The 24,010-nt window shown below is 58.3% G+C and carries 33 protein-coding genes and 1 riboswitch; of the genes, 2 read left to right on the top strand and 31 right to left on the bottom strand.

Features of this window, described 5'->3' with window-relative positions; all coding sequences use genetic code 11:
• Positions 1–33: 33 nt before the first annotated feature.
• Positions 34–1,920 carry a phosphomethylpyrimidine synthase ThiC gene (gene thiC, locus IWW33_RS13850; RefSeq protein WP_046788121.1) on the bottom strand — a complete coding sequence of 629 codons (1,887 nt, stop codon included), beginning with the start codon at positions 1,918–1,920 and terminating at the stop codon, positions 34–36.
• A 156-nt stretch (positions 1,921–2,076) separates the two neighbouring features.
• Positions 2,077–2,183: riboswitch (TPP riboswitch) on the bottom strand.
• 161 nt (positions 2,184–2,344) lie between these two features.
• On the opposite strand from thiC, the gene IWW33_RS13845 reads away from it, so the two are divergent.
• Positions 2,345–3,778, top strand: a complete 1,434-nt coding sequence (locus IWW33_RS13845; protein ID WP_115273751.1) for a TolC family outer membrane protein — start codon at positions 2,345–2,347, stop codon at positions 3,776–3,778.
• Between the two features lie 343 nt (positions 3,779–4,121).
• Here IWW33_RS13845 and IWW33_RS13840 read toward each other — a convergent pair whose 3' ends face one another.
• Together IWW33_RS13840 and IWW33_RS13835 are read right to left on the bottom strand one after the other, a co-directional pair.
• Positions 4,122–4,673 (bottom strand): single-stranded DNA-binding protein, encoded by a 552-nt coding sequence (locus IWW33_RS13840; RefSeq protein WP_012316509.1) that lies wholly within the window; start codon positions 4,671–4,673, stop codon positions 4,122–4,124.
• 9 nt (positions 4,674–4,682) lie between these two features.
• Positions 4,683–6,077, bottom strand: coding sequence for an MFS transporter (locus tag IWW33_RS13835; protein WP_046788131.1), 1,395 nt, complete (start codon positions 6,075–6,077; stop codon positions 4,683–4,685).
• A 129-nt stretch (positions 6,078–6,206) separates the two neighbouring features.
• On the opposite strand from IWW33_RS13835, the gene uvrA reads away from it, so the two are divergent.
• Positions 6,207–9,041, top strand: a complete 2,835-nt coding sequence (gene uvrA, locus IWW33_RS13830; protein ID WP_174142037.1) for an excinuclease ABC subunit UvrA — start codon at positions 6,207–6,209, stop codon at positions 9,039–9,041.
• A gap of 69 nt (positions 9,042–9,110) precedes the next feature.
• Here uvrA and bfr read toward each other — a convergent pair whose 3' ends face one another.
• The 28 genes from bfr to rplD form a co-directional block, all read right to left on the bottom strand.
• Positions 9,111–9,575, bottom strand: coding sequence for a bacterioferritin (gene bfr / locus IWW33_RS13825; protein ID WP_012316512.1), 465 nt, complete (start codon positions 9,573–9,575; stop codon positions 9,111–9,113).
• A gap of 164 nt (positions 9,576–9,739) precedes the next feature.
• Positions 9,740–11,179 (bottom strand): catalase, encoded by a 1,440-nt coding sequence (locus tag IWW33_RS13820; protein ID WP_046788134.1) that lies wholly within the window; start codon positions 11,177–11,179, stop codon positions 9,740–9,742.
• 172 nt (positions 11,180–11,351) lie between these two features.
• Entirely contained in the window at positions 11,352–11,738 is a 387-nt protein-coding gene (gene rplQ, locus IWW33_RS13815; protein ID WP_003255451.1) for a 50S ribosomal protein L17, read from the bottom strand.
• Between the two features lie 42 nt (positions 11,739–11,780).
• Positions 11,781–12,782 carry a DNA-directed RNA polymerase subunit alpha gene (gene rpoA / locus IWW33_RS13810; protein ID WP_003255452.1) on the bottom strand — a complete coding sequence of 334 codons (1,002 nt, stop codon included), beginning with the start codon at positions 12,780–12,782 and terminating at the stop codon, positions 11,781–11,783.
• A 22-nt stretch (positions 12,783–12,804) separates the two neighbouring features.
• Entirely contained in the window at positions 12,805–13,425 is a 621-nt protein-coding gene (gene rpsD / locus IWW33_RS13805; protein ID WP_012316514.1) for a 30S ribosomal protein S4, read from the bottom strand.
• A 15-nt stretch (positions 13,426–13,440) separates the two neighbouring features.
• Entirely contained in the window at positions 13,441–13,830 is a 390-nt protein-coding gene (gene rpsK, locus IWW33_RS13800; RefSeq protein WP_003255454.1) for a 30S ribosomal protein S11, read from the bottom strand.
• A gap of 18 nt (positions 13,831–13,848) precedes the next feature.
• Positions 13,849–14,205, bottom strand: coding sequence for a 30S ribosomal protein S13 (rpsM, locus tag IWW33_RS13795; RefSeq protein ID WP_012316515.1), 357 nt, complete (start codon positions 14,203–14,205; stop codon positions 13,849–13,851).
• A 131-nt stretch (positions 14,206–14,336) separates the two neighbouring features.
• A complete protein-coding gene (gene rpmJ, locus IWW33_RS13790; RefSeq protein WP_046788135.1) occupies positions 14,337–14,453 on the bottom strand; it encodes a 50S ribosomal protein L36 in 117 nt (38 codons plus the stop codon).
• A 28-nt stretch (positions 14,454–14,481) separates the two neighbouring features.
• Positions 14,482–15,813, bottom strand: a complete 1,332-nt coding sequence (secY, locus tag IWW33_RS13785) for a preprotein translocase subunit SecY (protein WP_003255459.1) — start codon at positions 15,811–15,813, stop codon at positions 14,482–14,484.
• Positions 15,814–16,248, bottom strand: coding sequence for a 50S ribosomal protein L15 (gene rplO / locus IWW33_RS13780; RefSeq protein WP_003255461.1), 435 nt, complete (start codon positions 16,246–16,248; stop codon positions 15,814–15,816).
• A gap of 3 nt (positions 16,249–16,251) precedes the next feature.
• The gene (rpmD, locus tag IWW33_RS13775; protein WP_008089798.1) at positions 16,252–16,428 is read right to left on the bottom strand and encodes a 50S ribosomal protein L30; all 177 of its coding nucleotides are present in this window, start codon (positions 16,426–16,428) and stop codon (positions 16,252–16,254) included.
• 2 nt (positions 16,429–16,430) lie between these two features.
• Positions 16,431–16,931, bottom strand: a complete 501-nt coding sequence (gene rpsE / locus IWW33_RS13770) for a 30S ribosomal protein S5 (RefSeq protein WP_003255465.1) — start codon at positions 16,929–16,931, stop codon at positions 16,431–16,433.
• Positions 16,932–16,934: 3 nt separating this feature from the next.
• On the bottom strand, positions 16,935–17,285 hold the full coding sequence (rplR, locus tag IWW33_RS13765; protein WP_008089801.1) for a 50S ribosomal protein L18: 351 nt from the start codon (positions 17,283–17,285) through the stop codon (positions 16,935–16,937).
• 10 nt (positions 17,286–17,295) lie between these two features.
• Positions 17,296–17,829, bottom strand: coding sequence for a 50S ribosomal protein L6 (rplF, locus tag IWW33_RS13760; RefSeq protein ID WP_009681972.1), 534 nt, complete (start codon positions 17,827–17,829; stop codon positions 17,296–17,298).
• A 12-nt stretch (positions 17,830–17,841) separates the two neighbouring features.
• A complete protein-coding gene (gene rpsH / locus IWW33_RS13755) occupies positions 17,842–18,234 on the bottom strand; it encodes a 30S ribosomal protein S8 (protein ID WP_008089805.1) in 393 nt (130 codons plus the stop codon).
• 208 nt (positions 18,235–18,442) lie between these two features.
• Positions 18,443–18,748 (bottom strand): 30S ribosomal protein S14, encoded by a 306-nt coding sequence (gene rpsN / locus IWW33_RS13750; protein ID WP_012316516.1) that lies wholly within the window; start codon positions 18,746–18,748, stop codon positions 18,443–18,445.
• 13 nt (positions 18,749–18,761) lie between these two features.
• Positions 18,762–19,301, bottom strand: a complete 540-nt coding sequence (gene rplE, locus IWW33_RS13745) for a 50S ribosomal protein L5 (RefSeq protein WP_012316517.1) — start codon at positions 19,299–19,301, stop codon at positions 18,762–18,764.
• A gap of 20 nt (positions 19,302–19,321) precedes the next feature.
• Positions 19,322–19,636 (bottom strand): 50S ribosomal protein L24, encoded by a 315-nt coding sequence (rplX, locus tag IWW33_RS13740; RefSeq protein ID WP_003255476.1) that lies wholly within the window; start codon positions 19,634–19,636, stop codon positions 19,322–19,324.
• An 11-nt stretch (positions 19,637–19,647) separates the two neighbouring features.
• Positions 19,648–20,016, bottom strand: a complete 369-nt coding sequence (gene rplN, locus IWW33_RS13735) for a 50S ribosomal protein L14 (RefSeq protein WP_008089810.1) — start codon at positions 20,014–20,016, stop codon at positions 19,648–19,650.
• 23 nt (positions 20,017–20,039) lie between these two features.
• Positions 20,040–20,306 (bottom strand): 30S ribosomal protein S17, encoded by a 267-nt coding sequence (rpsQ, locus tag IWW33_RS13730; protein ID WP_008089812.1) that lies wholly within the window; start codon positions 20,304–20,306, stop codon positions 20,040–20,042.
• Between the two features lie 2 nt (positions 20,307–20,308).
• Entirely contained in the window at positions 20,309–20,500 is a 192-nt protein-coding gene (gene rpmC / locus IWW33_RS13725) for a 50S ribosomal protein L29 (protein ID WP_002555481.1), read from the bottom strand.
• The gene (gene rplP, locus IWW33_RS13720; protein WP_003255479.1) at positions 20,500–20,913 is read right to left on the bottom strand and encodes a 50S ribosomal protein L16; all 414 of its coding nucleotides are present in this window, start codon (positions 20,911–20,913) and stop codon (positions 20,500–20,502) included. The genes rpmC and rplP overlap by 1 nt, the downstream gene beginning before the upstream one ends.
• A gap of 12 nt (positions 20,914–20,925) precedes the next feature.
• Complete coding sequence (rpsC, locus tag IWW33_RS13715; RefSeq protein WP_003255481.1) at positions 20,926–21,612, bottom strand: 30S ribosomal protein S3; 687 nt, start codon at positions 21,610–21,612, stop codon at positions 20,926–20,928.
• 13 nt (positions 21,613–21,625) lie between these two features.
• Positions 21,626–21,958, bottom strand: coding sequence for a 50S ribosomal protein L22 (rplV, locus tag IWW33_RS13710; protein ID WP_003103908.1), 333 nt, complete (start codon positions 21,956–21,958; stop codon positions 21,626–21,628).
• 11 nt (positions 21,959–21,969) lie between these two features.
• Positions 21,970–22,245, bottom strand: coding sequence for a 30S ribosomal protein S19 (rpsS, locus tag IWW33_RS13705; RefSeq protein WP_003255482.1), 276 nt, complete (start codon positions 22,243–22,245; stop codon positions 21,970–21,972).
• A gap of 16 nt (positions 22,246–22,261) precedes the next feature.
• The gene (gene rplB / locus IWW33_RS13700) at positions 22,262–23,086 is read right to left on the bottom strand and encodes a 50S ribosomal protein L2 (protein ID WP_012316518.1); all 825 of its coding nucleotides are present in this window, start codon (positions 23,084–23,086) and stop codon (positions 22,262–22,264) included.
• A gap of 14 nt (positions 23,087–23,100) precedes the next feature.
• Entirely contained in the window at positions 23,101–23,400 is a 300-nt protein-coding gene (rplW, locus tag IWW33_RS13695; protein WP_003255484.1) for a 50S ribosomal protein L23, read from the bottom strand.
• Positions 23,397–23,999, bottom strand: coding sequence for a 50S ribosomal protein L4 (gene rplD / locus IWW33_RS13690; RefSeq protein WP_003255485.1), 603 nt, complete (start codon positions 23,997–23,999; stop codon positions 23,397–23,399). The genes rplW and rplD overlap by 4 nt, the downstream gene beginning before the upstream one ends.
• Between the last annotated feature and the right edge of the window lie 11 nt (positions 24,000–24,010).

Below are 24,010 nucleotides of genomic sequence, written 5' to 3'. Positions count from 1 at the left end.
AAGGCCGCTCCTGCAACAGATCAGCGCTGCGGCTTACACCTTGTGGTACAGCTGGCTGCCTTCCTGGCGGAACCGTTCGGCCTGCTCGCGCATCCCCTCCTCAACCGATACATCCACCGCATCGATGCGCAGGTTGGCGGCGTATTCCCGTACTTCCTGGGTGATTTTCATCGAGCAGAACTTCGGCCCGCACATCGAGCAGAAGTGCGCGACCTTGGCCGATTCCTTCGGCAGGGTTTCATCGTGGAAGGCACGTGCGGTGTCAGGGTCCAGGCCCAGGTTGAACTGGTCCTCCCAGCGGAACTCGAAACGCGCCTTGGACAGGGCATTGTCACGGATCTGCGCGCCCGGATGGCCCTTGGCAAGGTCGGCTGCATGCGCGGCGATCTTGTAAGTGATGATGCCGGTCTTGACGTCATCCTTGTTCGGCAGGCCCAGGTGCTCCTTGGGGGTGACGTAGCACAGCATGGCGCAGCCGAACCAGCCGATCATGGCCGCACCGATGCCCGAGGTGATGTGGTCGTAACCAGGCGCAATGTCGGTGGTCAAAGGGCCGAGGGTGTAGAACGGCGCTTCGTCGCAGCACTCCAGCTGCTTGTCCATGTTCTCCTTGATCAGCTGCATCGGCACATGGCCAGGGCCTTCGATCATGCACTGCACGTCGTGCTTCCAGGCGATCTTGGTCAGCTCGCCAAGGGTTTCCAGCTCACCGAACTGCGCAGCGTCGTTGGCATCGGCAATCGAGCCTGGGCGTAGCCCGTCACCGAGCGAGAAGCTCACGTCGTAAGCCTTCATGATTTCGCAGATCTCATCGAAATGCGTGTACAGGAAATTCTCCTGGTGATGCGCCAGGCACCACTTGGCCATGATCGAACCGCCGCGGCTGACGATACCGGTGACCCGCTTGGCGGTCAGTGGCACGTAGCGCAGCAGCACGCCAGCATGGATGGTGAAGTAGTCCACGCCCTGCTCGGCCTGCTCGATCAGCGTGTCGCGGAACAGCTCCCAGGTCAGGTCCTCGGCAACCCCACCGACCTTCTCCAGGGCCTGGTAGATCGGTACGGTACCGATGGGTACCGGCGAGTTGCGGATGATCCACTCGCGGGTTTCATGGATGTGCTTGCCGGTCGACAGGTCCATGACCGTGTCCGAGCCCCAGCGAATACCCCAGGTCAGCTTGGCTACTTCCTCCTCGATCGAGGAACCCAGGGCGCTGTTGCCGATGTTGCCGTTGATCTTCACCAGGAAGTTGCGGCCGATGATCATCGGCTCCAGTTCCGTGTGGTTGATGTTGGCCGGGATGATCGCGCGACCGCGGGCGATTTCCTCGCGCACGAATTCGGCGGTGATCTCTTTGGGGATGTTGGCGCCGAAGCTGTGGCCGGCGTGCTGCTGCTTGAGCAAGCCAGCAGCGCGGGCCTCCTGCAGCTTCATGTTCTCGCGGATGGCGACGTATTCCATCTCGGCGGTGATGATGCCCTGGCGGGCGTAGTGCATCTGCGAGACGTTGGCGCCAGCCTTGGCGCGGCGCGGGTTGCGCACATGGTTGAAGCGCAGCTTGGCCAGTTCGGCGTCGTTCAGCCGCTGCTGGCCGAAGTTCGAGCTCAGCCCACCCAGGCGCTCGGTATCGCCACGGGCGTCGATCCAGGCCGAACGCACATCGGCCAGGCCTTTGCGCACATCGATGATGACGTCGGGATCGGTGTAGGGGCCGGAAGTGTCATAGACCATCACCGGCGCGTTGGCTTCGCCGCCAAAGTCGGTGGGGGTGTCGTGCAGGCTGATTTCGCGCATCGGCACGCGTATGTCCGGGCGCGAGCCCTCGACATAGACCTTGCGCGAACGCGGGAAGGGTTGCACGGACTGCTGATCGACTTGCGCCGACTCGCTGAGGTTGATCGTTTTTTCTTGTTTGCTCATCACAGGCTCCAGACAGCTTCCTAGCGGTGGAATGTCGGGGAGAACCTGAAAGACGCGGACGCACCCCTTGGCGGGCATGCAGTGCCGGATACATGGAGTGCCTTGAGCTGCTTGCAGCTGCGACATTCCCGGACCTGGCACAAGAGGCTCCCCGGGAAGGCGAGCAATCTTGTTCCCTACGCAGGCGTTAACCTGATCAGGTTCAACGGGATCCGCACCTATGCGATCTCAGCCTTTGCTTCAAGGCACCCCGACAAGAACGTGCGCAGTCTAGACTGGAGTGGCCGGCAAAGCCAAGCGTGTAAAACGGGGGGATGATGAAAGGCACAGCCAACGATTGTTGCCAGTTGCGCATGGCACTACACTGCCCCAACGCTCGATACTCAACAGTTCAGTAATTAAATTTCGTACAAGGATTGCCTCTATGCTGCGCAAACTTTCACTGGCGATTGCCGTGTCTTGTGCGTCCAACGGAGTGGCCTGGGCAGCGGATGTGCCCATGACGGTCAAGACTGACCTGGTCAGCGTCTACCAGGAAGCGGTCGACAACAACGCCGATCTTGCCGCCGCCCGCGCCGATTATGGCGCGCGCCGCGAAGTGGTGCCCCAGGCCCGCGCCGGCCTGCTGCCCAACCTGTCGGCAGGTGCCGAAATGATGAACACCCGCACCAAGCTCGACGAACCCTCGATCACCTCCAACCGCAGCGGCAACGCCTGGAGCGCCACCCTGGCGCAACCTGTCTTCCGCGCCGACCGCTGGTTCCAGTTGCAGGCCGCCGAAGCTGTCAATGAGCAGGCAGCGCTGGAGTTGTCTGCCACCGAACAGAATCTGATCCTGCAGACCGCGCAAAGCTACTTTGCCGTGCTGCGGGCCCAGGACAACCTTGCAGCCACCAAGGCCGAAGAATCGGCTTTCAAGCGCCAACTCGACCAGTCCAACGAACGTTTCGATGTCGGCCTGTCCGACAAGACCGACGTACTGCAATCCCAGGCCAGCTATGACACCGCCCGGGCCAACCGGATCATCGCCGAACGCCAGGTGCAGGATGCCTTCGAGGCATTGGTGACCCTCACCAACCGCGAATACACGTCGATCCAGGGCGTTGTCCACACCTTGCCCATACAGGTGCCCACGCCCAACGATGCCAAGGCCTGGGTCGAGACTGCCGGGCGGCAGAACCTCAACCTGCTGGCAACCAACTACGCAGTCGATGCCGCCGAAGAAACCCTGCGCCAGCGCAAGGCCGGCCACGCCCCGACACTGGATGCGGTAGCCAAGTACCAGAAAGGCGACAACGACAGCCTGGGCTTCACCAACCCTTCGCAACTGGGCGTGCGCTATAGCGGTGACGTGGAGCAGACCAGCATCGGCCTGCAACTGAACATTCCGATCTACAGCGGCGGCCTGACCAGCTCGCAGGTACGCGAGGCATACCAGCGCCTGAGCCAGAGCGAGCAACAACGCGAGAGCCTGCGCCGCCAGGTGGTGGAGAACACACGCAACCTGCACCGTGCCGTGAATACCGATGTGGAACAGGTGCAAGCGCGCAAGCAGTCGATCATTTCCAACCAGAGCGCGCTGGAAGCCACCGAGATCGGTTACCAGGTCGGTACCCGCAACATCGTCGACGTGCTCGATGCCCAGCGCCAGCTGTACACCTCGGTTCGCGACTACAACAACAGCCGGTACGACTACATTCTCGACAACCTGAGCCTGAAGCAGGCAGCCGGCACCTTGAGCCCACAGGACCTGGTGGACCTCAAGCGGTACCTGAAGGCGGACTACAACCCGGACAAGGACTTCCTGCCACCGGACCTGGCGGCGGCAGCGGCGAAGAACTTCGAACGCAGGCCTTGAGGTAGGCGCTGGTTTCTTCGCGGGTAAACCTGCACCCACAGGGCTTGCGCCAGTGTTTCGACAATGCGCCTACCCTGTGGCCGGCTTGCCGGCGTGCCCGTCAGGCAGTCACTGCAATCGTCGAATCAAAGCGTTGGATGGGCGCATCCGAAAACCCACTACTCGCAGGCTCGGGGGCAAACGCAGGCCGGCCCTGGGATCAACGATCTCAGGGGCGCAGTGAAAAGCCCTTGGCATATACTTCCCGATCTTCCCGGCCATCCGTGAAGCCTCCCAAAAAAAACCCAGGGCAAATGCCCTGGGTTTTCGATGAAGCGGGACGTCTTACAGGCCTGGAGTTGCTCTAGAACGGAATATCGTCATCAAAGCTGTCAAAGTCAGCAGCCGGCTGCGGCGCGGGCTGTTGCGGCGCTGGGCGCTGCTGGGCCTGTTGCGGGCGCGGGGCCTGCTGACGCGGTGGGGCCTGGTTGTACTGTTGCTGCTGGCCACCCTGGTTGTAGTTGTTACCACCACCCTGGTTGTACTGGTCGCCGCCACCTTGTTGGTTCTGCGGACGCCCACCAAGCAGCTGCATGGTGCCCTGCATGTCGACGATGATTTCGGTGGTGTAACGCTTGATGCCGTCTTTTTCCCACTCGCGGGTCTGCAGCTTGCCTTCGATGTACACTTGCGAACCCTTGCGCAGGTATTCGCCAGCGATTTCAGCAACCTTGCCGAACATCGACACACGGTGCCACTCGGTACGCTCGACCTTTTGGCCCGACTGCTTGTCGGTCCACTGCTCGCTGGTAGCCAGGCTCAGGTTGGTCACGGCGTTACCGTTGGGCAGGTAGCGGACTTCGGGATCCTGGCCACAGGTGCCGACCAGAATGACTTTGTTAACCCCACGGGCCATAACGTTCTCCTAGGCTTCGCACGCCGATGAGGCTGGGTTCACCAGACGCTCGAGGGTCGCACGGTCCAAAATTTTCGTATCCAGTTTGATATAGATGGCAGCTTCTTCTGCCACCACAACGGCGTCGGTCACACCCGGCACGGCCATCAGGCGCTCGGTCAGGCCGGCTTCCCGGACTGCCTCAGGCGTCAGTGGCATGCGCAGGCTGGTCACATAAGGCGGCTCGTTCATGCGCAACGCGACCACCAGCCATACGGCACACAGCACCGCGCAACCGAGGAACACCGTGTTCAGCCCACCGTGCTGGAACAGCCAGCCACCAAGGATTCCACCCAGCGCTGCGCCAAGGAACTGGCTGGTGGAATACACCCCCATCGCCGTCCCCTTGCCGCCAGCAGGCGACACCTTGCTAACCAGCGACGGCAGCGATGCCTCCAGCAGGTTGAATGCAGTAAAGAATACCACGGTGCCAATCACCAGTCCGCGCAAGTTGTCAGCCCACTGCCAGAAGAACACCTCCACCAGCAGCAACACACTGACCGCTCCAGCCAATACGCGTTTCATCTTGCGCTTTTTTTCGCCATAGATGATGAACGGGACCATTGCAAAAAATGAGATGAACAGCGCGGTCAGGTATACCCACCAATGCTCTTCCTTGGGCAAGCCGCCGCGCTCGACGAAGGCCAGAGGCAGCGCGACGAAGCTCGCCATGAGGATCGCGTGGAGGATGAAGATACCGGTGTCCAGGCGCAGAAGGTCCGGATGGCGCAGGGTTGGGCCGAGCGCCTGGCGCGCCACACCCGACTCGCGGTGCTGCAAAGTGCTGTGGGTGTTGGGCACGACAAAAGCGATCAGCAAAATGCCGACCAGGGCAAGTCCTGCCGTGGCGAGGAACAATCCTGACAGGCCGAAGGCGCTGGTGAGAAGCGGGCCGACGACCATCGCCACGGCGAACGACAGGCCGATGCTCATGCCGATCATGGCCATGGCCTTGGTACGGTGCTGCTCGCGGGTCAGGTCGGACAGCAGCGCCATGACTGCAGCAGAAATTGCCCCGGCGCCTTGCAGAATGCGCCCGGCAATCACGCCCCAGATGGAGTCGGCTTGAGCCGCCAGCACACTGCCCAGGGCGAAGATCACCAGGCCCAGATAGATCACCGGACGTCGCCCGATGCGGTCGGAAATCATCCCGAACGGGATCTGAAAAAACGCCTGGGTCAGGCCATAGGCACCGATGGCCAGGCCGATCAGCGCGGGCGTGGCGCCGGCCATGTCCATGCCGTAAGTGGCCAGCACCGGCAGGACCATGAACATGCCCAGCATACGAAAGGCAAAGACCAGGGCCAGGCCGCCAGCGGCGCGCGTTTCGCTGCCACTCATGCGCTCGTTGTGGGTGTCGTGCATGGATTAACCTCGTGTGAACCGGCGGCGATTCTATCAGTCCGACAGCTTGACGGCATCTACGCGACGCTTTGCCGCGTACTGGCAGCGCGCCGTATACTTCCTTGTTTATGCCCGCCAAGCGAGGCCGCAGTGGACAAGATCCTGATTCGTGGGGCACGTACCCACAACCTGAAGAACATCGACCTGACCCTGCCGCGGGACAAGCTGATCGTGATCACCGGCTTGTCCGGGTCGGGGAAGTCTTCCCTGGCATTCGATACCTTGTACGCCGAGGGTCAGCGCCGCTATGTGGAATCGCTGTCGGCCTACGCCCGGCAATTCCTGTCGATGATGGAAAAGCCTGACGTCGACACCATCGAAGGCCTGTCGCCCGCCATCTCCATCGAGCAGAAGTCGACTTCGCACAACCCGCGTTCGACGGTAGGTACCATCACCGAAATCTACGACTACCTACGCCTGCTTTATGCTCGCGTGGGTACGCCGCGCTGCCCGGACCACGACATTCCGCTGGAGGCGCAGACCATCAGCCAGATGGTCGACCTGGTGCTGGAGCGCCCGGAAGGCAGCAAGCTGATGCTGCTGGCACCGGTGATCCGCGAGCGCAAGGGTGAGCACCTGGCCGTGTTCGACGAATTGCGTGCCCAGGGCTTCGTTCGGGCACGCGTCAACGGCAAGCTCTACGAACTCGACGAACTGCCCAAGCTGGACAAGCAGAAGAAGCACAGCATCGATGTGGTAGTGGACCGCTTCAAGGTCCGCGCCGACCTGCAACAACGCCTTGCCGAGTCATTCGAGACCGCTCTCAAGCTGGCCGACGGCATCGCCCTGGTTGCACCGATGGACGATGAGGAAGGCGAAGAGACGATCTTCTCCGCCCGCTTCGCCTGCCCGGTCTGCGGCCATGCGATCAGCGAGCTGGAGCCCAAGCTGTTCTCCTTCAACAACCCGGCCGGCGCCTGCCCGACCTGCGACGGCCTGGGGGTGAAGCAATTTTTCGATATCAAGCGTCTGGTCAACAGCGAGCTGACATTGGCCGAGGGTGCTATCCGCGGCTGGGATCGGCGCAACGTCTATTACTTCCAGATGCTTGGCTCGCTGGCAGCGCATTACGGCTTCAGCCTGGAGGAGCCGTTCGGCGAGCTGTCGGCCGAACACCAGAAAGTGATCCTGCAAGGCAGCGGCAAGCAGAGCGTCGACTTCAAGTACCTGAACGACCGTGGCGATATCGTCAAGCGTTCGCACCCGTTCGAAGGGATCGTGCCCAACCTGGAGCGGCGTTACCGCGAGACCGAGTCGGCCACGGTGCGCGAGGAGCTGGCCAAGTTCCTCGGCACCCAGCCCTGCCCCGACTGCCGCGGCACCCGCCTGCGCCGGGAAGCCCGTCATGTCTGGGTAGGCGAAAAAACCCTGCCGGCGGTGACCAACCTGCCTATCGGTGAAGCCAGCAGCTACTTCGGCGAGCTGACCTTGACCGGGCGTCGCGGTGAAATCGCTGCAAAGATCCTCAAGGAAATCTGCGAACGCCTACAGTTTCTGGTCAACGTCGGCCTGGACTACCTCACCCTGGATCGCAGTGCCGACACCCTGTCCGGCGGCGAAGCGCAGCGGATCCGCCTTGCCAGCCAGATTGGTGCAGGGCTGGTCGGAGTGATGTATATCCTTGATGAGCCGTCCATCGGTCTTCATCAACGCGACAACGACCGCCTGCTCGCCACCCTGAACCACCTGCGCGATCTGGGTAATACCGTGATCGTGGTCGAGCACGACGAAGACGCCATTCGCCTGGCTGACTACGTGGTGGACATCGGCCCGGGTGCCGGCGTACACGGTGGCCAGATCGTTGCCGAGGGCACGCCTCAGGAAGTCATGGCACATCCCGACTCGCTGACCGGGAAGTACCTGTCTGGGCGCAAGAAAATCGCTGTACCGGCCAAACGCACCCCCCGCGACAAAAAGCTGTCCCTCAAGCTCAAGGGTGCGCGTGGCAACAACCTGCAGAACGTTGATCTGGAAATCCCGATCGGTCTGCTGACCTGCGTGACTGGCGTATCCGGCTCGGGCAAGTCGACGTTGATCAACAACACGCTGTATCCCCTGGCCGCTACAGCCCTCAATGGTGCGAGCAGCCTGGAAGCCGCCCCGCACAGCAGCATGGATGGCCTGCAGCACCTGGACAAGGTTGTCGATATCGACCAGAGCCCGATCGGCCGCACACCGCGTTCGAACCCGGCGACCTATACCGGCATCTTTACCCCGATTCGCGAGCTGTTTTCCGGCGTGCCGGAATCGCGCTCGCGCGGCTACGGCCCAGGGCGTTTCTCGTTCAACGTCAAGGGCGGGCGTTGCGAGGCGTGCCAAGGCGATGGGCTGATCAAGGTGGAGATGCACTTCCTGCCAGATATCTACGTGCCGTGCGACGTGTGCAAGAGCAAGCGCTACAACCGCGAAACCCTGGAGATCAAATACAAGGGCAAGAACATCCACGAGGTGCTGGAAATGACCATCGAGGATGCTCGCGAATTCTTCGATGCGGTGCCGGCCCTGGCGCGCAAGCTGCAAACCCTGATGGATGTGGGGCTGTCTTACATCAAACTGGGGCAGTCGGCGACCACGCTGTCGGGCGGTGAAGCGCAAAGGGTCAAGCTCTCACGCGAACTGTCCAAGCGCGATACTGGCAAGACGTTGTACATCCTTGACGAGCCGACCACCGGCCTGCACTTCGCCGATATCCAGCAGTTGCTGGATGTGTTGCATCGCCTGCGCGACCACGGCAACACCGTGGTGGTTATCGAACATAACCTCGATGTGATCAAGACCGCGGACTGGTTGGTTGACCTGGGCCCGGAGGGTGGTTCAAAGGGTGGGCAAATTATTGCCAGCGGTACACCGGAAGAGCTGGCAAAGATGAAGCAGTCGTACACAGGGCACTATCTCAAACCGCTTCTGGAGCGTGACCGGGCCTGATCTGCCTGTGCATGAAAAAGCCCCTGGTTACCGATGGTGCCAGGGGCTCTTTTTTAGTCTGTGGATAACTTACATCTGCGACTGCAGGTAGTTTTCCAGGCCGATGGCCTTGATCAGGCCCTGCTGCTTCTCAAGCCAATAGGTGTGATCTTCTTCGGTATCGGCCAGCTGGGCACGCAGGATATCGCGACTGATGTAGTCCTTGTGCAGCTCGCACAGCTCGATGCCCTTGCACAGGGCGGCACGAACCTTGTACTCAAGCTTGAGGTCCGCTTCGATCATTTCGGGCACGGTACTGCCCACTTCCAGGTCATCCGCGCGCATATCGGGGGTGCCTTCGAGCATGAGGATACGCCGCATCAGCGCATCGGCGTGCTGGGTTTCCTCTTCCATTTCATGGTTGATGCGTTCGTAGAGCTTGGACAGGCCCCAGTCTTCGTACATGCGCGAGTGAATGAAATACTGATCGCGTGCGGCCAGTTCGCCCTTCAGCAACGTGACGAGATAATTGATTACGTCCGGGTGACCTTGCATCGCCCTGATTCTCCGTGTGGATACGTCTAATGAAACATAGTTTGAACCAGGAATTGCTTGCGGTCACTGAAAACTGCGCAATCAGGGGCAAAAAATCGGGTAAACAGTAGTGATATTCATTGAAAAACCGCCCAAATGAGGGCGGTTCTCCTTATCACTTCGAGTTAGGCGAGATTCACGCCCAATGCCTTGGCGATGCCTTCACCGTAGGCCGGATCAGCCCTGAAGAAGTACTGCAACTGACGCTGGATGACATCTTCACTGACGCCTGCCATGGTTCCAGCGATATTGCTGATCAGCAGTGCCTTTTGCTCATCGCTCATCAAGCGGAACAGTGCACCGGCGTGGCTGTAATAGTCGTTGTCTTCACGGTGATCGTAGCGATCAGCTGCTCCATTGAGGGCCAATGCTGGTTCGCCATGGTCAGGCGACTGCTTAGGCGCGTCGCGATAGCTGTTGGGCTCGTAATTGGGCGCACCGCCATAACTACCAAAAGCCATCGAACCATCACGCTGGTAGCTATTGACCGGGCAGCGTGGCGCGTTGACGGGCAACTGCTGGTGGTTGGTGCCCACGCGGTAGCGATGCGCATCGGCATAGGCGAACACGCGGCCCTGCAGCATGCGATCTGGCGAAAGCCCCACGCCCGGCACCATGTTGCTCGGGCCAAACGCTGCCTGCTCGACTTCGGCGAAATAGTTGAGCGGGTTGCGGTTAAGTTCCAGCACACCTACCTCGATCAACGGATAGTCCTTCTGCGACCAGGTCTTGGTCACATCGAACGGATTTTCATCGCGACTGGCCGCCTCCTCTTCAGTCATGACCTGAATGCACACGGTCCAACGCGGGTAGTCTGCGCGTTCGATGGCCTCGAACAGGTCGCGCTGGGCGTAGTCAGGGTCTGTACCGGCCAGGCGCGCAGCATCGGCGGGCGTAAGGTTCTTGATGCCTTGTTGGGTCTTGAAGTGCCATTTGACCCAGGTACGCTCGCCAGCAGCGCTGATCAGGCTATAGGTGTGGCTGCCGAAGCCGTGCATGTGGCGGTAGCCGTCCGGGATGCCACGATCAGAGAACAGGATGGTGACCTGGTGCAACGCCTCCGGCGAATGCGACCAGAAGTCCCACATCATCTGGGCGTTCTTCAGGTTGGTTTGCGGGTGGCGCTTCTGGGTGTGAATAAAGTCCGGGAATTTTAGCGGGTCACGAATGAAGAAAACCGGGGTGTTGTTACCCACGATGTCCCAGTTGCCTTCCTCGGTGTAAAACTTTACTGCAAAGCCACGAGGATCACGCTCGGTATCTGCCGAACCGCGCTCGCCACCGACGGTAGAAAAACGCAGGAAGGTTTCAGTCTGCTTACCAATCGTGTCGAACAGCTTGGCCTTGGTGAATCGAGTGATGTCCTGGGTGACTGTAAAAGTGCCATAGGCTCCGGAGCCCTTGGCGTGTACACGCCGTTCAGGGATGTTCTCTCGGTTGAAGTGAGCGAGTTTCTCGATCAGGTGGAAATCGTCGAGCAGCAGCGGGCCGCGCGGGCCAGCAGAGCGGGAATTCTGGTTGTCAGCTACGGGGGCACCGCTGGCGGTGGTGAGAATCTTGCTCATGGGCTCTCCATATCGGTCTTGGACTGCCGGCGAATCGGCTTGGATAGGAGTATCGACGAGCGGTTGTTTCAAAACAAATTCATTACATGTCTTGTATCAATAGAAATAAACAATACCTGCAGAAACAAAAAACCGGGCACTAGGCCCGGTTTTTTGTAGCAGACAGAACGTCTTACTCGGCAGCTTCTACAGCACCACCGACTGGACGATCAACCAGCTCGACGTACGCCATAGGCGCGTTGTCGCCAGCGCGGAAACCGCACTTCAGGATGCGCAGGTAGCCGCCCTGACGGGTGGCGTAACGCTTGCCCAGATCGTTGAACAGTTTGCCAACAGCCGACTTCGAACGGGTACGGTCGAAGGCCAGACGGCGGTTAGCAACGCTGTCTTCCTTGGCCAGGGTGATCAGCGGCTCGGCAACGCGGCGCAGTTCCTTGGCTTTCGGCAGGGTGGTTTTGATCAGCTCGTGCTCGATCAGCGACACAGCCATGTTCTGGAACATAGCTTTGCGGTGAGAGCTGGTACGGCTCAGGTGACGTCCACTTTTACGATGACGCATGATTCATTCCTTACCAAACACTACGTTCGGTGATTACGACGATCAGGCGGTCGCCTTGTCGTCTTTCTTAAGACTTGCAGGCGGCCAGTTGTCGAGGCGCATGCCGAGAGACAGACCACGAGAGGCCAGCACGTCCTTGATTTCAGTCAGGGACTTCTTGCCCAGGTTAGGAGTCTTCAACAACTCTACTTCGGTACGCTGAATCAGGTCGCCGATGTAGTAGATGTTCTCCGCCTTGAGGCAGTTGGCCGAACGTACAGTCAGTTCCAGGTCGTCAACCGGACGCAGCAGGATCGGATCGATCTCGTCTTCCTGCTCGACTACGACAGGCTCGCTGTCACCTTTGAGGTCGACGAACGCGGCCAACTGCTGTTGCAGGATGGTCGCAGCGCGGCGGATAGCCTCTTCAGGATCCAGGGTGCCGTTGGTTTCCAGATCAATGACCAGCTTGTCCAGGTTGGTACGCTGTTCAACACGGGCGTTCTCGACCACATAGGCGATACGACGCACCGGGCTGAACGAAGCGTCCAGCTGCAGACGGCCAATGCTACGGCTTTCGTCTTCGTCGGTTTGACGGGAGTCAGCCGGCTCGTAACCGCGACCACGAGCTACAGTGAGCTTCATGTTCAGGGCGCCGTTGGACGCCAGGTTCGCGATTACGTGATCGGGGTTGACGATCTCGACATCGTGATCCAGCTGAATATCGGCAGCGGTAACCACCCCCGAACCCTTTTTCGACAAGGTCAGCGTAACTTCGTCACGACCGTGCAGTTTGATAGCCAGGCCTTTAAGGTTCAACAGGATTTCAATTACGTCTTCCTGTACACCTTCGATCGCGGAGTACTCATGGAGTACGCCATCGATCTCGGCCTCGACTACTGCACAGCCAGGCATGGAGGACAACAGGATGCGGCGCAGCGCGTTGCCCAGGGTATGGCCGAAGCCACGCTCGAGAGGCTCGAGCGTGATCTTGGCGCGGGTCGGACTGACTACCTGCACATCAATATGGCGGGGAGTCAGGAACTCATTTACCGAAATCTGCATGGATGCACCTATTTTCTAGCCCTTACTTGGAGTAGAGCTCGACAATCAGGTTTTCGTTGATGTCGGCAGACAGGTCGCCGCGAGCAGGAACGTTCTTGAAAACGCCCGACTTCTTAGCGGAATCTACGTCTACCCACTCAACGCGGCCACGCTGGGCGCACAGTTCAAGGGCTTGAACAATGCGCAGCTGGTTCGACGACTTCTCGCGAACCGCGACCACGTCACCCGGACGAACTTGGTAGGATGGAATGTTTACAGTCTTACCGTTGACGCTGATCGCTTTGTGCGAAACCAGCTGACGGGACTCGGAACGAGTCGAGCCGAAGCCCATACGGTAGACGACGTTATCCAGACGGCACTCGAGCAGTTGCAGCAGGTTCTCACCGGTTGCGCCTTTTTTCGAGGCAGCAGCCTGGTAGTAACCGCGGAACTGACGCTCCAGAACACCGTAGATACGACGGACTTTTTGTTTCTCGCGCAGCTGGGTACCGTAGTCGGACTGACGGCCACGGCGCTGGCCGTGGATACCTGGGGCTGCTTCGATGTTGCACTTCGATTCCAGAGCGCGAACGCCGCTCTTCAGGAACAGGTCGGTGCCTTCACGACGAGACAGTTTGCATTTTGGACCAATGTAACGTGCCATTCTTCTGTCTCCTGATTACACGCGGCGCTTCTTCGGCGGACGGCACCCGTTGTGCGGGATTGGCGTCACGTCGGTGATGCTGGCGATCTTGTAGCCGCAGCTGTTCAATGCACGAACGGCGGACTCACGACCTGGACCTGGACCCTTGACGTTTACGTCGAGGTTCTTAAGACCGTATTCCAGCGCAGCTTGACCAGCACGCTCAGCAGCGATCTGAGCTGCGAACGGGGTGGATTTGCGCGAACCACGGAAACCCGAACCACCGGAGGTCGCCCAGGACAAAGCATTGCCCTGACGGTCGGTGATGGTCACGATGGTGTTGTTGAAAGACGCATGGATGTGGGCGATGCCATCAACCACTGTCTTTTTGACTTTCTTACGAGGACGAGCAGCAGGTTTTGCCATGTCTATATTCCTGGGCGATTACTTGCGGATCGGCTTACGCGGGCCCTTACGGGTGCGTGCGTTGGTCTTGGTGCGCTGACCGCGAACCGGCAGACCTTTACGATGACGCAGGCCGCGGTAGCAACCCAGGTCCATCAAGCGCTTGATCTTCATGTTGACGTCACGACGCAGGTCACCTTCGGTGGTGAACTTCGCAACTTCGCCACGCAGGGTTTCGATTTGCTCGTCGCTCAGATCCTTGATCTTAGCGGCTGGATTTACACCAGCATCTGCACAGATCTTCTGTGCAGTTGTGCGACCGACACCATAGATGTAGGTCAGCGAGATAACAGTATGCTTGTTATCTGGAATGTTGACGCCTGCAATACGGGCCATTCAGTGGGACTCCAATTGACAGCTACCTACGCCCCGGAAGCCAAGAAATAGGGCGCGAGATAATATCGCTGTAGAAACGAATAATCAACCCAGCAGCACACTAGCTGCTGGGTTTGAAACGCAGATCACACTCAGCCTTGGCGCTGTTTGTGACGCGGTTCCGAGCTGCAGATCACTCGTACGACGCCTTCGCGACGGATGATCTTGCAGTTGCGGCACAGCTTTTTCACCGATGCACGAACTTTCATTACCGACTCCTCGAACCTTAGGGGCGTATCAGCGCAGCAAACCGCTGCCACCGTAGCCTTTCAGGTTGGCTTTCTTCATCAGGGATTCGTACTGGTGCGAAACGAGGTGCGATTGTACTTGGGACATGAAGTCCATCACAACCACTACCACAATCAGCAACGAGGTCCCGCCAAGGTAGAACGGCACATTTGCTGCCACCACCAGGAACTGGGGCAGAAGGCAGACGGCCATCATGTAAAGAGCACCGAACATGGTCAGACGAGTCAGAACGCCATCAATGTAGCGCGCCGACTGCTCACCAGGACGGATACCCGGAATAAAGGCACCGGACTTCTTCAGGTTTTCCGCTACGTCTTTCGGGTTGAACATCAACGCTGTGTAGAAGAAGCAGAAGAAAATGATCCCTGCACTAAACAGCAGAATGTTCAACGGCTGACCAGGAGCGATCGACTGCGAGATGTCCTGCAGCCAGCCCATACCTTCGGACTGACCGAACCAGGCACCCAGCGAAGCCGGGAACAGCAGAATGCTGCTCGCGAAAATGGCCGGGATAACCCCCGCCATGTTCACTTTAAGCGGCAAGTGGCTGGTCTGCGCTGCAAAGACCTTGCGGCCCTGCTGACGCTTGGCGTAGTGAACGGCGATACGACGCTGACCACGCTCAATGAACACCACGAAACCGATAATCGCTACTGCCAGCAAACCGATAGCGACCAGGGCGAAAATGTTGATATCGCCTGTGCGCGCAGACTCGAAAGACTGCCCGATTGCTCTCGGAAGACCGGCAACGATACCTGCGAAAATCAACATCGAGATACCGTTGCCCACACCGCGCTCGGTGATCTGCTCACCCAGCCACATCATGAACATCGCGCCTGCCACAAACGTGGAAACCGCGACGACATGGAAGCCAAGGCCCGCAGAAAACGCCACGCCCTGGTTGGCCAGGCCAATGGACATGCCAATGGCTTGAACCAGCGCCAGAATAACGGTGCCGTAGCGGGTGTACTGGCTGATCTTGCGACGGCCAGCTTCACCTTCCTTCTTCAACTGCTCCAGTTGCGGGCTGACCGCGGTCATCAGCTGCATGATGATCGATGCCGAGATGTACGGCATGATCCCCAATGCAAAGATGCTCATGCGCTCAAGCGCGCCACCGGAAAACATGTTGAACAAGCTAAGAATGGTCCCCTCATTCTGCCGAAACAGATCCGCCAGACGGTCCGGATTGATGCCTGGAACCGGGATATGCGCACCTATCCGATAGACGATGATCGCCATGAACAGAAAGCGCAGACGAGCCCAGAGTTCCGACATCCCGCCCTTACCGAGCGAAGAGAGAGCACCTTGCTTAGCCATTTATTCCTCGAATTTGCCGCCAGCTGCTTCGATAGCCGCACGCGCACCCTTGGTGGCTGCGATACCCTTGATGGTGACTGCGCGAGTAACTTCGCCAGACAGCATGATTTTCACACGCTGAATGTGCTGGTTGATCACGTTGGCATCCTTCAGGGATTGCACGGAGATCACGTCGCCTTCCACTTTGGCCAGCTCGGACAGACGCACTTCTGCGCGGTCCATGGCCTTCAGGGAAACGAAGCCGAACTTCGGCAGGCGACGGTGCAGCGGCTGTTGACCGCCTTCGAAGCCCGGAGCGATCGAACCACCCGAACGGGAGGTCTGACCTTTGTGGCCACGGCCGCCGGTCTTGCCCAGACCGCTACCGATACCACGACCCGGACGATGCTTTTCGCGACGGGAACCCGGCGCTGGACTCAGATCATTGAGTTTCATCGATTAACCCTCGACGCGCAGCATGTAGTAAGCCTTGTTGATCATCCCGCGGTTCTCGGGAGTATCCTGGACTTCTACAGTGTGACCGATGCGACGCAGACCCAGACCTTTAACGCACAGTTTGTGGTTAGGGATACGGCCCGAGACGCTCTTGATCAGCGTTACTTTTACGGTTGCCATGATCAGAAGATCTCCTCAACGCTCTTGCCGCGCTTGGCAGCAATGGACTCAGGAGATTGCATGGCTTTCAGACCCTTGAAGGTGGCGTAAACCACGTTCACTGGGTTGGTCGAACCGTAGCACTTGGCCAGGACGTTCTGAACACCAGCAACTTCCAGGACAGCACGCATGGCGCCGCCGGCGATGATACCGGTACCTTCCGAAGCAGGCTGCATGTAAACCTTCGAGGCGCCGTGGGCGGCCTTGGTGGCGTACTGCAGGGTGGTGCCCTTCAGGTCAACCTGGATCATGTTGCGACGAGCAGCTTCCATGGCTTTCTGAATCGCGGCAGGTACTTCGCGCGATTTGCCACGGCCGAAGCCGACGCGACCTTTACCATCACCAACCACGGTCAGCGCGGTGAAGGTGAAGATACGGCCGCCTTTAACGGTTTTAGCTACGCGGTTAACTTGAACCAGCTTCTCGATGTAGCCTTCGTCGCGCTTTTGATCGTTATTTGCCATAACTTAGAACTCCAGCCCGCCTTCACGAGCAGCATCAGCCAGCGCTTTGACGCGGCCATGGTACTTGAAGCCGGAACGGTCAAAGGCAACTTGAGATACACCGGCGGCTTTCGCACGCTCAGCTACCAGCTTGCCAACCTTAGTGGCCGCGTCGATGTTGCCAGTGGCGCCATCACGCAGGTCTTTGTCCAAGGTCGAGGCGCTTGCCAAAACCTTGCTGCCGTCGGCCGAAATGACCTGGGCGTAGATGTGCTGCGAGGAGCGGAACACGCACAGGCGCACGACTTCGAGTTCGTGCATCTTGAGACGTGCTTTGCGAGCGCGACGCAGTCGAGTAACTTTTTTGTCGGTCATTTGCTAGGCCCTACTTCTTCTTGGCTTCTTTACGACGGACTACTTCGTCCGCGTAACGCACACCCTTGCCTTTGTAAGGCTCTGGCGGACGGAAGTCGCGGATTTCAGCGGCCACCTGACCTACCAGCTGCTTGTCGATACCCTTGATCAGGATGTCGGTTTGGCTGGGAGTTTCAGCAGTGATACCGGCTGGCAGTTCGTAGTCCACTGGATGCGAGAAGCCCAGAGCCAGGTTCAGGACGGTGCCTTTAGCCTGTGCCTTGTAACCAACACCGACCAGCTGGAGCTTGCGCTCAAAGCCTTGGCTTACGCCCTGGACCATGTTGTTGACCAGAGCACGGGTAGTACCGGCCATGGCGCGAGCTTGCTGATCACCGTTGCGAGCGACGAAACGCAGTTCGCCGGACTCTTCGGTAACTTCAACAGACGAGTGAACGTTCAGTTCGAGAGTGCCTTTGGCACCCTTCACCGAAAGCTGCTGACCGGCGAATTTGACTTCGACACCAGCTGGCAGCTTAACGGGGTTCTTAGCGACGCGAGACATGCCTATCTCCCCTTAGAACACTGTGCACAGAACTTCGCCGCCGACACCGGCAGCGCGCGCAGCGCGGTCAGTCATCACACCTTTGTTGGTGGAGACGATAGACACGCCCAGGCCGCCACGAACTTTCGGCAGGTCTGTGACGGACTTGTACTGGCGCAGGCCAGGACGGCTGGAACGCTTCAGTTCCTCGATGACCGGACGGCCTTCGAAGTACTTGAGTTCGATCGACAGGGACGGCTTGGCCTCACCAGTAACCTGGTAGCCAGCGATGTAACCTTCGTCTTTCAGAACTTTGGCAACCGCGACCTTCAGAGTGGAGGAAGGCATGCTTACGACGGACTTTTCAGCCATCTGGGCATTACGGATGCGAGTTAGCATGTCCGCTAACGGGTCCTGCATACTCATGGGCTAGATGCTCCTGATACAAGAATTATTAGCCTTGCGGCTATCACAACCACCCAAGCAGGCAGGGTAAAAACCCGGGCTCAGGTGAGCCGGTCATTCTAGACACAAGACAGAAACGAAACAAGCCCCATGAAGGGGCTTGTTTGTTGGCGAGAACACCGGCGGTCGGAAGATTACCCCCCTTCCGCCAGGGTCACACCTGCAGCGATTACCAGGAGGCCTTGACCAGACCTGGTACGTCACCGCGCATTGCGGCTTGACGCAGCATGTTACGGCCCAGGCCGAACTTACGGTATACACCGTGAGGACGACCGGTCAGGCGGCAACGGTTGCGCAGACGCGCAGCGCTGGCATCACGTGGCTGCTTCTGCAGAGCGACAACGGCAGCGAAACGCTCTTCAGGAGAGGCGTTCAGGTTGACGATGGTCGCTTTCAGCTCAGCACGCTTTTTGGCGAACTTGGCTACCGTGAGCTGACGCTTCAGCTCGCGGTTTTTCATGCTCTTCTTGGCCATTTTCCTACTCCAATCAGTTGCGGAACGGGAATTTGAATGCACGCAGCAGAGCGCGGCCTTCGTCATCCGAACGAGCAGTGGTGGTCAGGGTGATGTCCAAACCGCGCAGAGCATCGATCTTGTCGTAATCGATTTCCGGGAAGATGATCTGCTCTTTCACGCCCATGCTGTAGTTGCCACGGCCATCGAAGGACTTGGCATTCAGGCCGCGGAAGTCGCGGACCCGAGGCAGGGAGATCGCCAGCAGGCGGTCCAGGAATTCGTACATCTTTTCGCGACGCAGGGTCACCTTGACACCGATCGGCCATCCTTCACGGACTTTGAAGCCCGCGATGGATTTACGAGCGAAAGTCACAACCGGCTTTTGACCGGTGATCTTTTCCAGGTCGGCAACAGCGTGCTCGATGACTTTCTTGTCGCCGATCGCTTCGCCCAGGCCCATGTTCAGGGTGATCTTGGTAACGCGCGGAACTTCCATCACGTTCGACAGCTTAAGTTCTTCCTTAAGCTTAGGAGCGATTTCGTTCCGGTAAATCTCTTTCAGTCGTGCCATGGTCTTCTACCTAGCAGTGTTCAAGCATCAACCGCTTTTTGGGTCGACTTGAAGACACGAATTTTCTTACCGTCTTCTACTTTGAAACCAACGCGGTCAGCCTTGTTGGTTTCGCCATTGAAGATGGCAACGTTGGAAGCGTGCAGAGGCGCTTCTTTTTCGACGATACCGCCCTGAACGCCCGCCATCGGGTTAGGCTTGGTATGACGCTTGACCAGGTTCACACCACCGATGACCAGACGGTCGTCAGCGAGAACCTTCAGCACCTTACCGCGCTTACCTTTGTCTTTGCCGGCGATCACGATGATCTCGTCGTCACGACGAATCTTTTGCATGTCGGATCTCCTTACAGCACTTCAGGGGCGAGCGAGACGATCTTCATGAACTTCTCAGTACGAAGTTCACGGGTCACTGGCCCGAAGATGCGAGTGCCGATCGGCTCTTGCTTGGTGTTCAGCAGAACAGCAGCGTTGCCGTCGAAACGAATGATGGAACCGTCAGCGCGACGTACACCGTGACGGGTACGGACGACAACAGCGGTCATCACCTGGCCTTTTTTGACCTTACCGCGCGGAATTGCTTCCTTGACGGTTACTTTGATGATGTCACCGATGCCGGCGTAACGGCGGTGCGAACCACCGAGCACCTTGATGCACATGACGCGACGAGCGCCGCTGTTATCGGCCACATCGAGCATGGATTGAGTCTGAATCATAAAATTTCTCCGACCCCTAGCCCTTAGACTTCAACAGCGCGTTCGAGGACTTCAACCAGTGCCCAGGACTTGGTCTTGGCCAGCGGACGGGTTTCACGGATGGAAACCTTGTCGCCGATTTTGCACTGGTTGGATTCGTCGTGCGCGTGCAGCTTAGTCGAACGCTTAACGTATTTACCGTAGATCGGGTGCTTGACGCGACGCTCGATCAGAACGGTGATGGTCTTGTCCATTTTGTCGCTGACGACACGGCCAGTCAGCGTACGGACGGTTTTTTCAGCTTCAGCCATGATCACTTACCTGCCTGCTGGTTAAGCACAGTTTTCACGCGAGCGATGTCACGCTTAACTTGCGAGAGCAGGTGCGACTGCCCCAACTGGCCAGTTGCCTTCTGCATACGCAGATTGAACTGGTCGCGCAGCAAGCCGAGCAGTTGCTCATTCAGTTGCTGTGCAGATTTTTCACGAAGTTCATTCGCTTTCATCACATCACCGTCCGCTTAACAAAGGAGGTGGCGAGAGGCAGCTTTGCAGCAGCCAGGGCGAAAGCTTCGCGCGCCAGCTCTTCAGAAACACCCTCGATCTCGTACAGGACTTTGCCTGGCTGGATCTGGGCAACCCAGTATTCCACGGAACCCTTACCTTTACCCATACGAACCTCGAGAGGCTTCTTGGAGATCGGCTTGTCCGGGAAGACACGGATCCAGATCTTGCCGCCACGCTTAACGTGACGGGTCAGAGCACGACGTGCCGACTCGATCTGGCGGGCGGTGAGGCGACCGCGAGCAACAGCTTTCAGGGCGAATTCGCCGAAGCTGACTTTGCTACCGCGCAGTGCCAGACCACGGTTGTGGCCGGTCATCTGCTTGCGGAATTTTGTACGCTTTGGTTGCAACATTTGGCGTACCCCTTACTTAGCAGCTTTTTTACGAGGCGCTGGTGCTTGTGGTTTCAGTTCTTCTTGGCGACCACCAATAACTTCGCCTTTGAAGATCCAAACCTTCACACCGATCACACCGTAAGTGGTGTGAGCTTCGTAGGTGTTGTAGTCGATATCGGCACGCAGGGTGTGCAGAGGCACACGACCTTCGCGATACCACTCGGTACGAGCAATCTCAGCACCGCCGAGACGACCGCTCACCTGGATCTTGATGCCCTTGGCACCAATACGCATGGCGTTCTGTACGGCGCGCTTCATGGCGCGACGGAACATTACGCGGCGTTCCAGCTGCTGAGCTACGCTCTGCGCAACCAGCATAGCGTCGAGTTCCGGCTTGCGGATCTCTTCGATGTTGATGTGCACAGGCACACCCATCTGCTTGGTCAGGTCCTGACGCAGCTTCTCGACATCCTCACCTTTCTTACCGATAACGATACCGGGACGAGCGGTGTGGATGGTGATGCGTGCAGTTTGAGCCGGACGATGAATATCGATACGGCTTACGGACGCGCTTTTTAGTTTGTCTTGGAGGTACTCACGCGTTTTCAGATCCTTCAAGAGGTAATCTGCGTAAGTAGCACCGTCTGCGTACCAGACGGAGGTGTGCTCCTTGACGATTCCCAGGCGAATGCCAGTGGGATGTACTTTCTGACCCATCTGATCGACTCCGTTACTTGTCCGCAACCTTGACAGTGATATGGCAAGACCGCTTGACGATGCGATCAGCACGGCCTTTGGCACGTGGCATGATGCGCTTCAGCGAACGCCCTTCGTTGACGAAGACGGTGGAGACCTTCAGGTCATCAACGTCTGCGCCTTCGTTGTGTTCGGCGTTGGCAACGGCCGACTCGAGGACTTTCTTCATGATTTCAGCGGCTTTTTTGCTGCTGAAGGCCAACAGGTTGAGCGCTTCGCCCACCTTCTTCCCGCGGATCTGGTCGGCGACCAAGCGGGCTTTCTGGGCGGAGATGCGAGCGCCCGACAACTTAGCGGCTACTTCCATTTCCTTACCCCTTAACGCTTGGCTTTCTTGTCAGCCACGTGCCCGCGATAGGTGCGGGTACCGGCGAACTCGCCCAGTTTGTGGCCGACCATGTCTTCGTTCACGAGAACTGGAACATGCTGGCGACCGTTGTGAACCGCGATGGTCAGACCGACCATTTGTGGCAGGATCATCGAACGACGCGACCAGGTTTTAACTGGCTTGCGATCATTCTTCTCCACCGCCACTTCGACCTTCTTCAGCAGGTGAAGATCGATAAAAGGACCTTTTTTCAGAGAACGTGGCACTGTCGTATCCCTCTAGTTACTTGCGACGACGGACGATCATGTTGTCGGTACGCTTATTACCACGGGTTTTAGCACCCTTGGTTGGGAAGCCCCATGGCGATACCGGATGACGACCACCGGAGGTACGACCTTCACCACCACCATGTGGGTGGTCAACCGGGTTCATGGCAACACCACGAACGGTTGGGCGAACGCCGCGCCAGCGTTTGGCACCAGCTTTACCCAGCGAGCGCAGGCTGTGCTCGGAGTTCGAGACTTCGCCCAGGGTCGCACGGCACTCAGCCAGTACTTTACGCATCTCACCGGAACGCAGACGCAGAGTCACGTAGACGCCTTCACGAGCGATCAGCTGAGCCGAGGCACCAGCGGAACGAGCGATCTGAGCACCTTTACCCGGCTTCAGTTCGATGCCGTGAATGGTGCTACCTACTGGGATGTTGCGCAGCTGCAGGGAGTTACCGGCCTTGATTGGGGCCAGAGCACCTGCGATCAGCTGGTCGCCAGCACTCACGCCTTTAGGGGCGATGATGTAGCGACGCTCACCGTCTGCGTAGCACAGCAGGGCGATGTGAGCAGTACGGTTTGGATCGTATTCGATACGCTCGACAGTGGCTGGGATGCCATCTTTGTCGTTGCGACGGAAGTCGACCAGACGGTAATGCTGCTTATGACCACCACCAACGTGACGAGTGGTGATGCGGCCATTGTTGTTACGACCACCAGACTTCGATTTCTTCTCGAGCAGCGGTGCGTGAGGAGCGCCTTTATGCAGCTCCTGGTTGACCACCTTGACCACGAAACGGCGGCCAGGGGAAGTCGGTTTGCATTTAACGATTGCCATGATGCACCCCTTCCTTACTCAGCACTGCTGCTGAAATCGAGATCTTGGCCTGGCTGAAGGGAGACGATCGCCTTCTTCCAGTCATTACGCTTGCCCAGACCACGTGCGGTACGCTTGGTTTTACCCAGAACGTTAACAGTCGACACGTTTTCAACTTTTACGTTGAACAGGCCTTCGACAGCTTTCTTGATTTCCAGCTTGGTTGCGTCAGTAGCAACCTTGAATACGAACTGGCCTTTTTTCTCAGCCAGAACGGTAGCCTTCTCGGAAACGTGCGGGCCAAGGAGGACTTTGAATACGCGTTCCTGGTTCATCCCAGCAGCTCCTCGAATTTCTTCACGGCCGAGACAGTGATCAACACTTTCTCGTATGCGATCAGACTGACCGGGTCGGAACCTTGAACGTCACGTACATCGACGTGCGGCAGGTTACGAGCAGCCAGGTACAGGTTCTGATCAACAGCGTCCGAAACGATCAGAACATCGCTCAGACCCATGCCGTTCAGCTTGTTCAGCAGATCTTTGGTTTTCGGTGCTTCAACAGCGAAGTCCTGAACCACGACCAGACGGTCGCTACGCACCAGCTCAGCGAGGATGGAGCGCAGAGCTGCGCGGTACATCTTCTTGTTGAGCTTCTGCGAGTGATCCTGAGGACGAGCTGCGAAGGTTACACCACCGCCACGCCAGATCGGACCACGAGTGGTACCAGCACGAGCACGGCCAGTACCCTTCTGACGCCATGGGCGCTTACCGCCACCAGCCACGTCGGAACGGGTCTTTTGCTGCTTGGTGCCCTGACGGCCGCCGGCCATATAGGCCACGACTGCTTGGTGTACCAGCGTCTCGTTGAATTCGCCACCGAAAGTCAGTTCGGAAACTTCGATCGCCTGAGCGTCATTTACATTAAGTTGCATGTCAGTTTCCC

This window comes from Pseudomonas sp. M2, assembly GCF_015751845.1.
Classification (GTDB): Bacteria; Pseudomonadota; Gammaproteobacteria; order Pseudomonadales; family Pseudomonadaceae; genus Aquipseudomonas; species Aquipseudomonas putida_E.
Note: the sequence above shows the minus strand (reverse complement) of the source record. Positions and strands in the feature narration are given on the sequence as shown.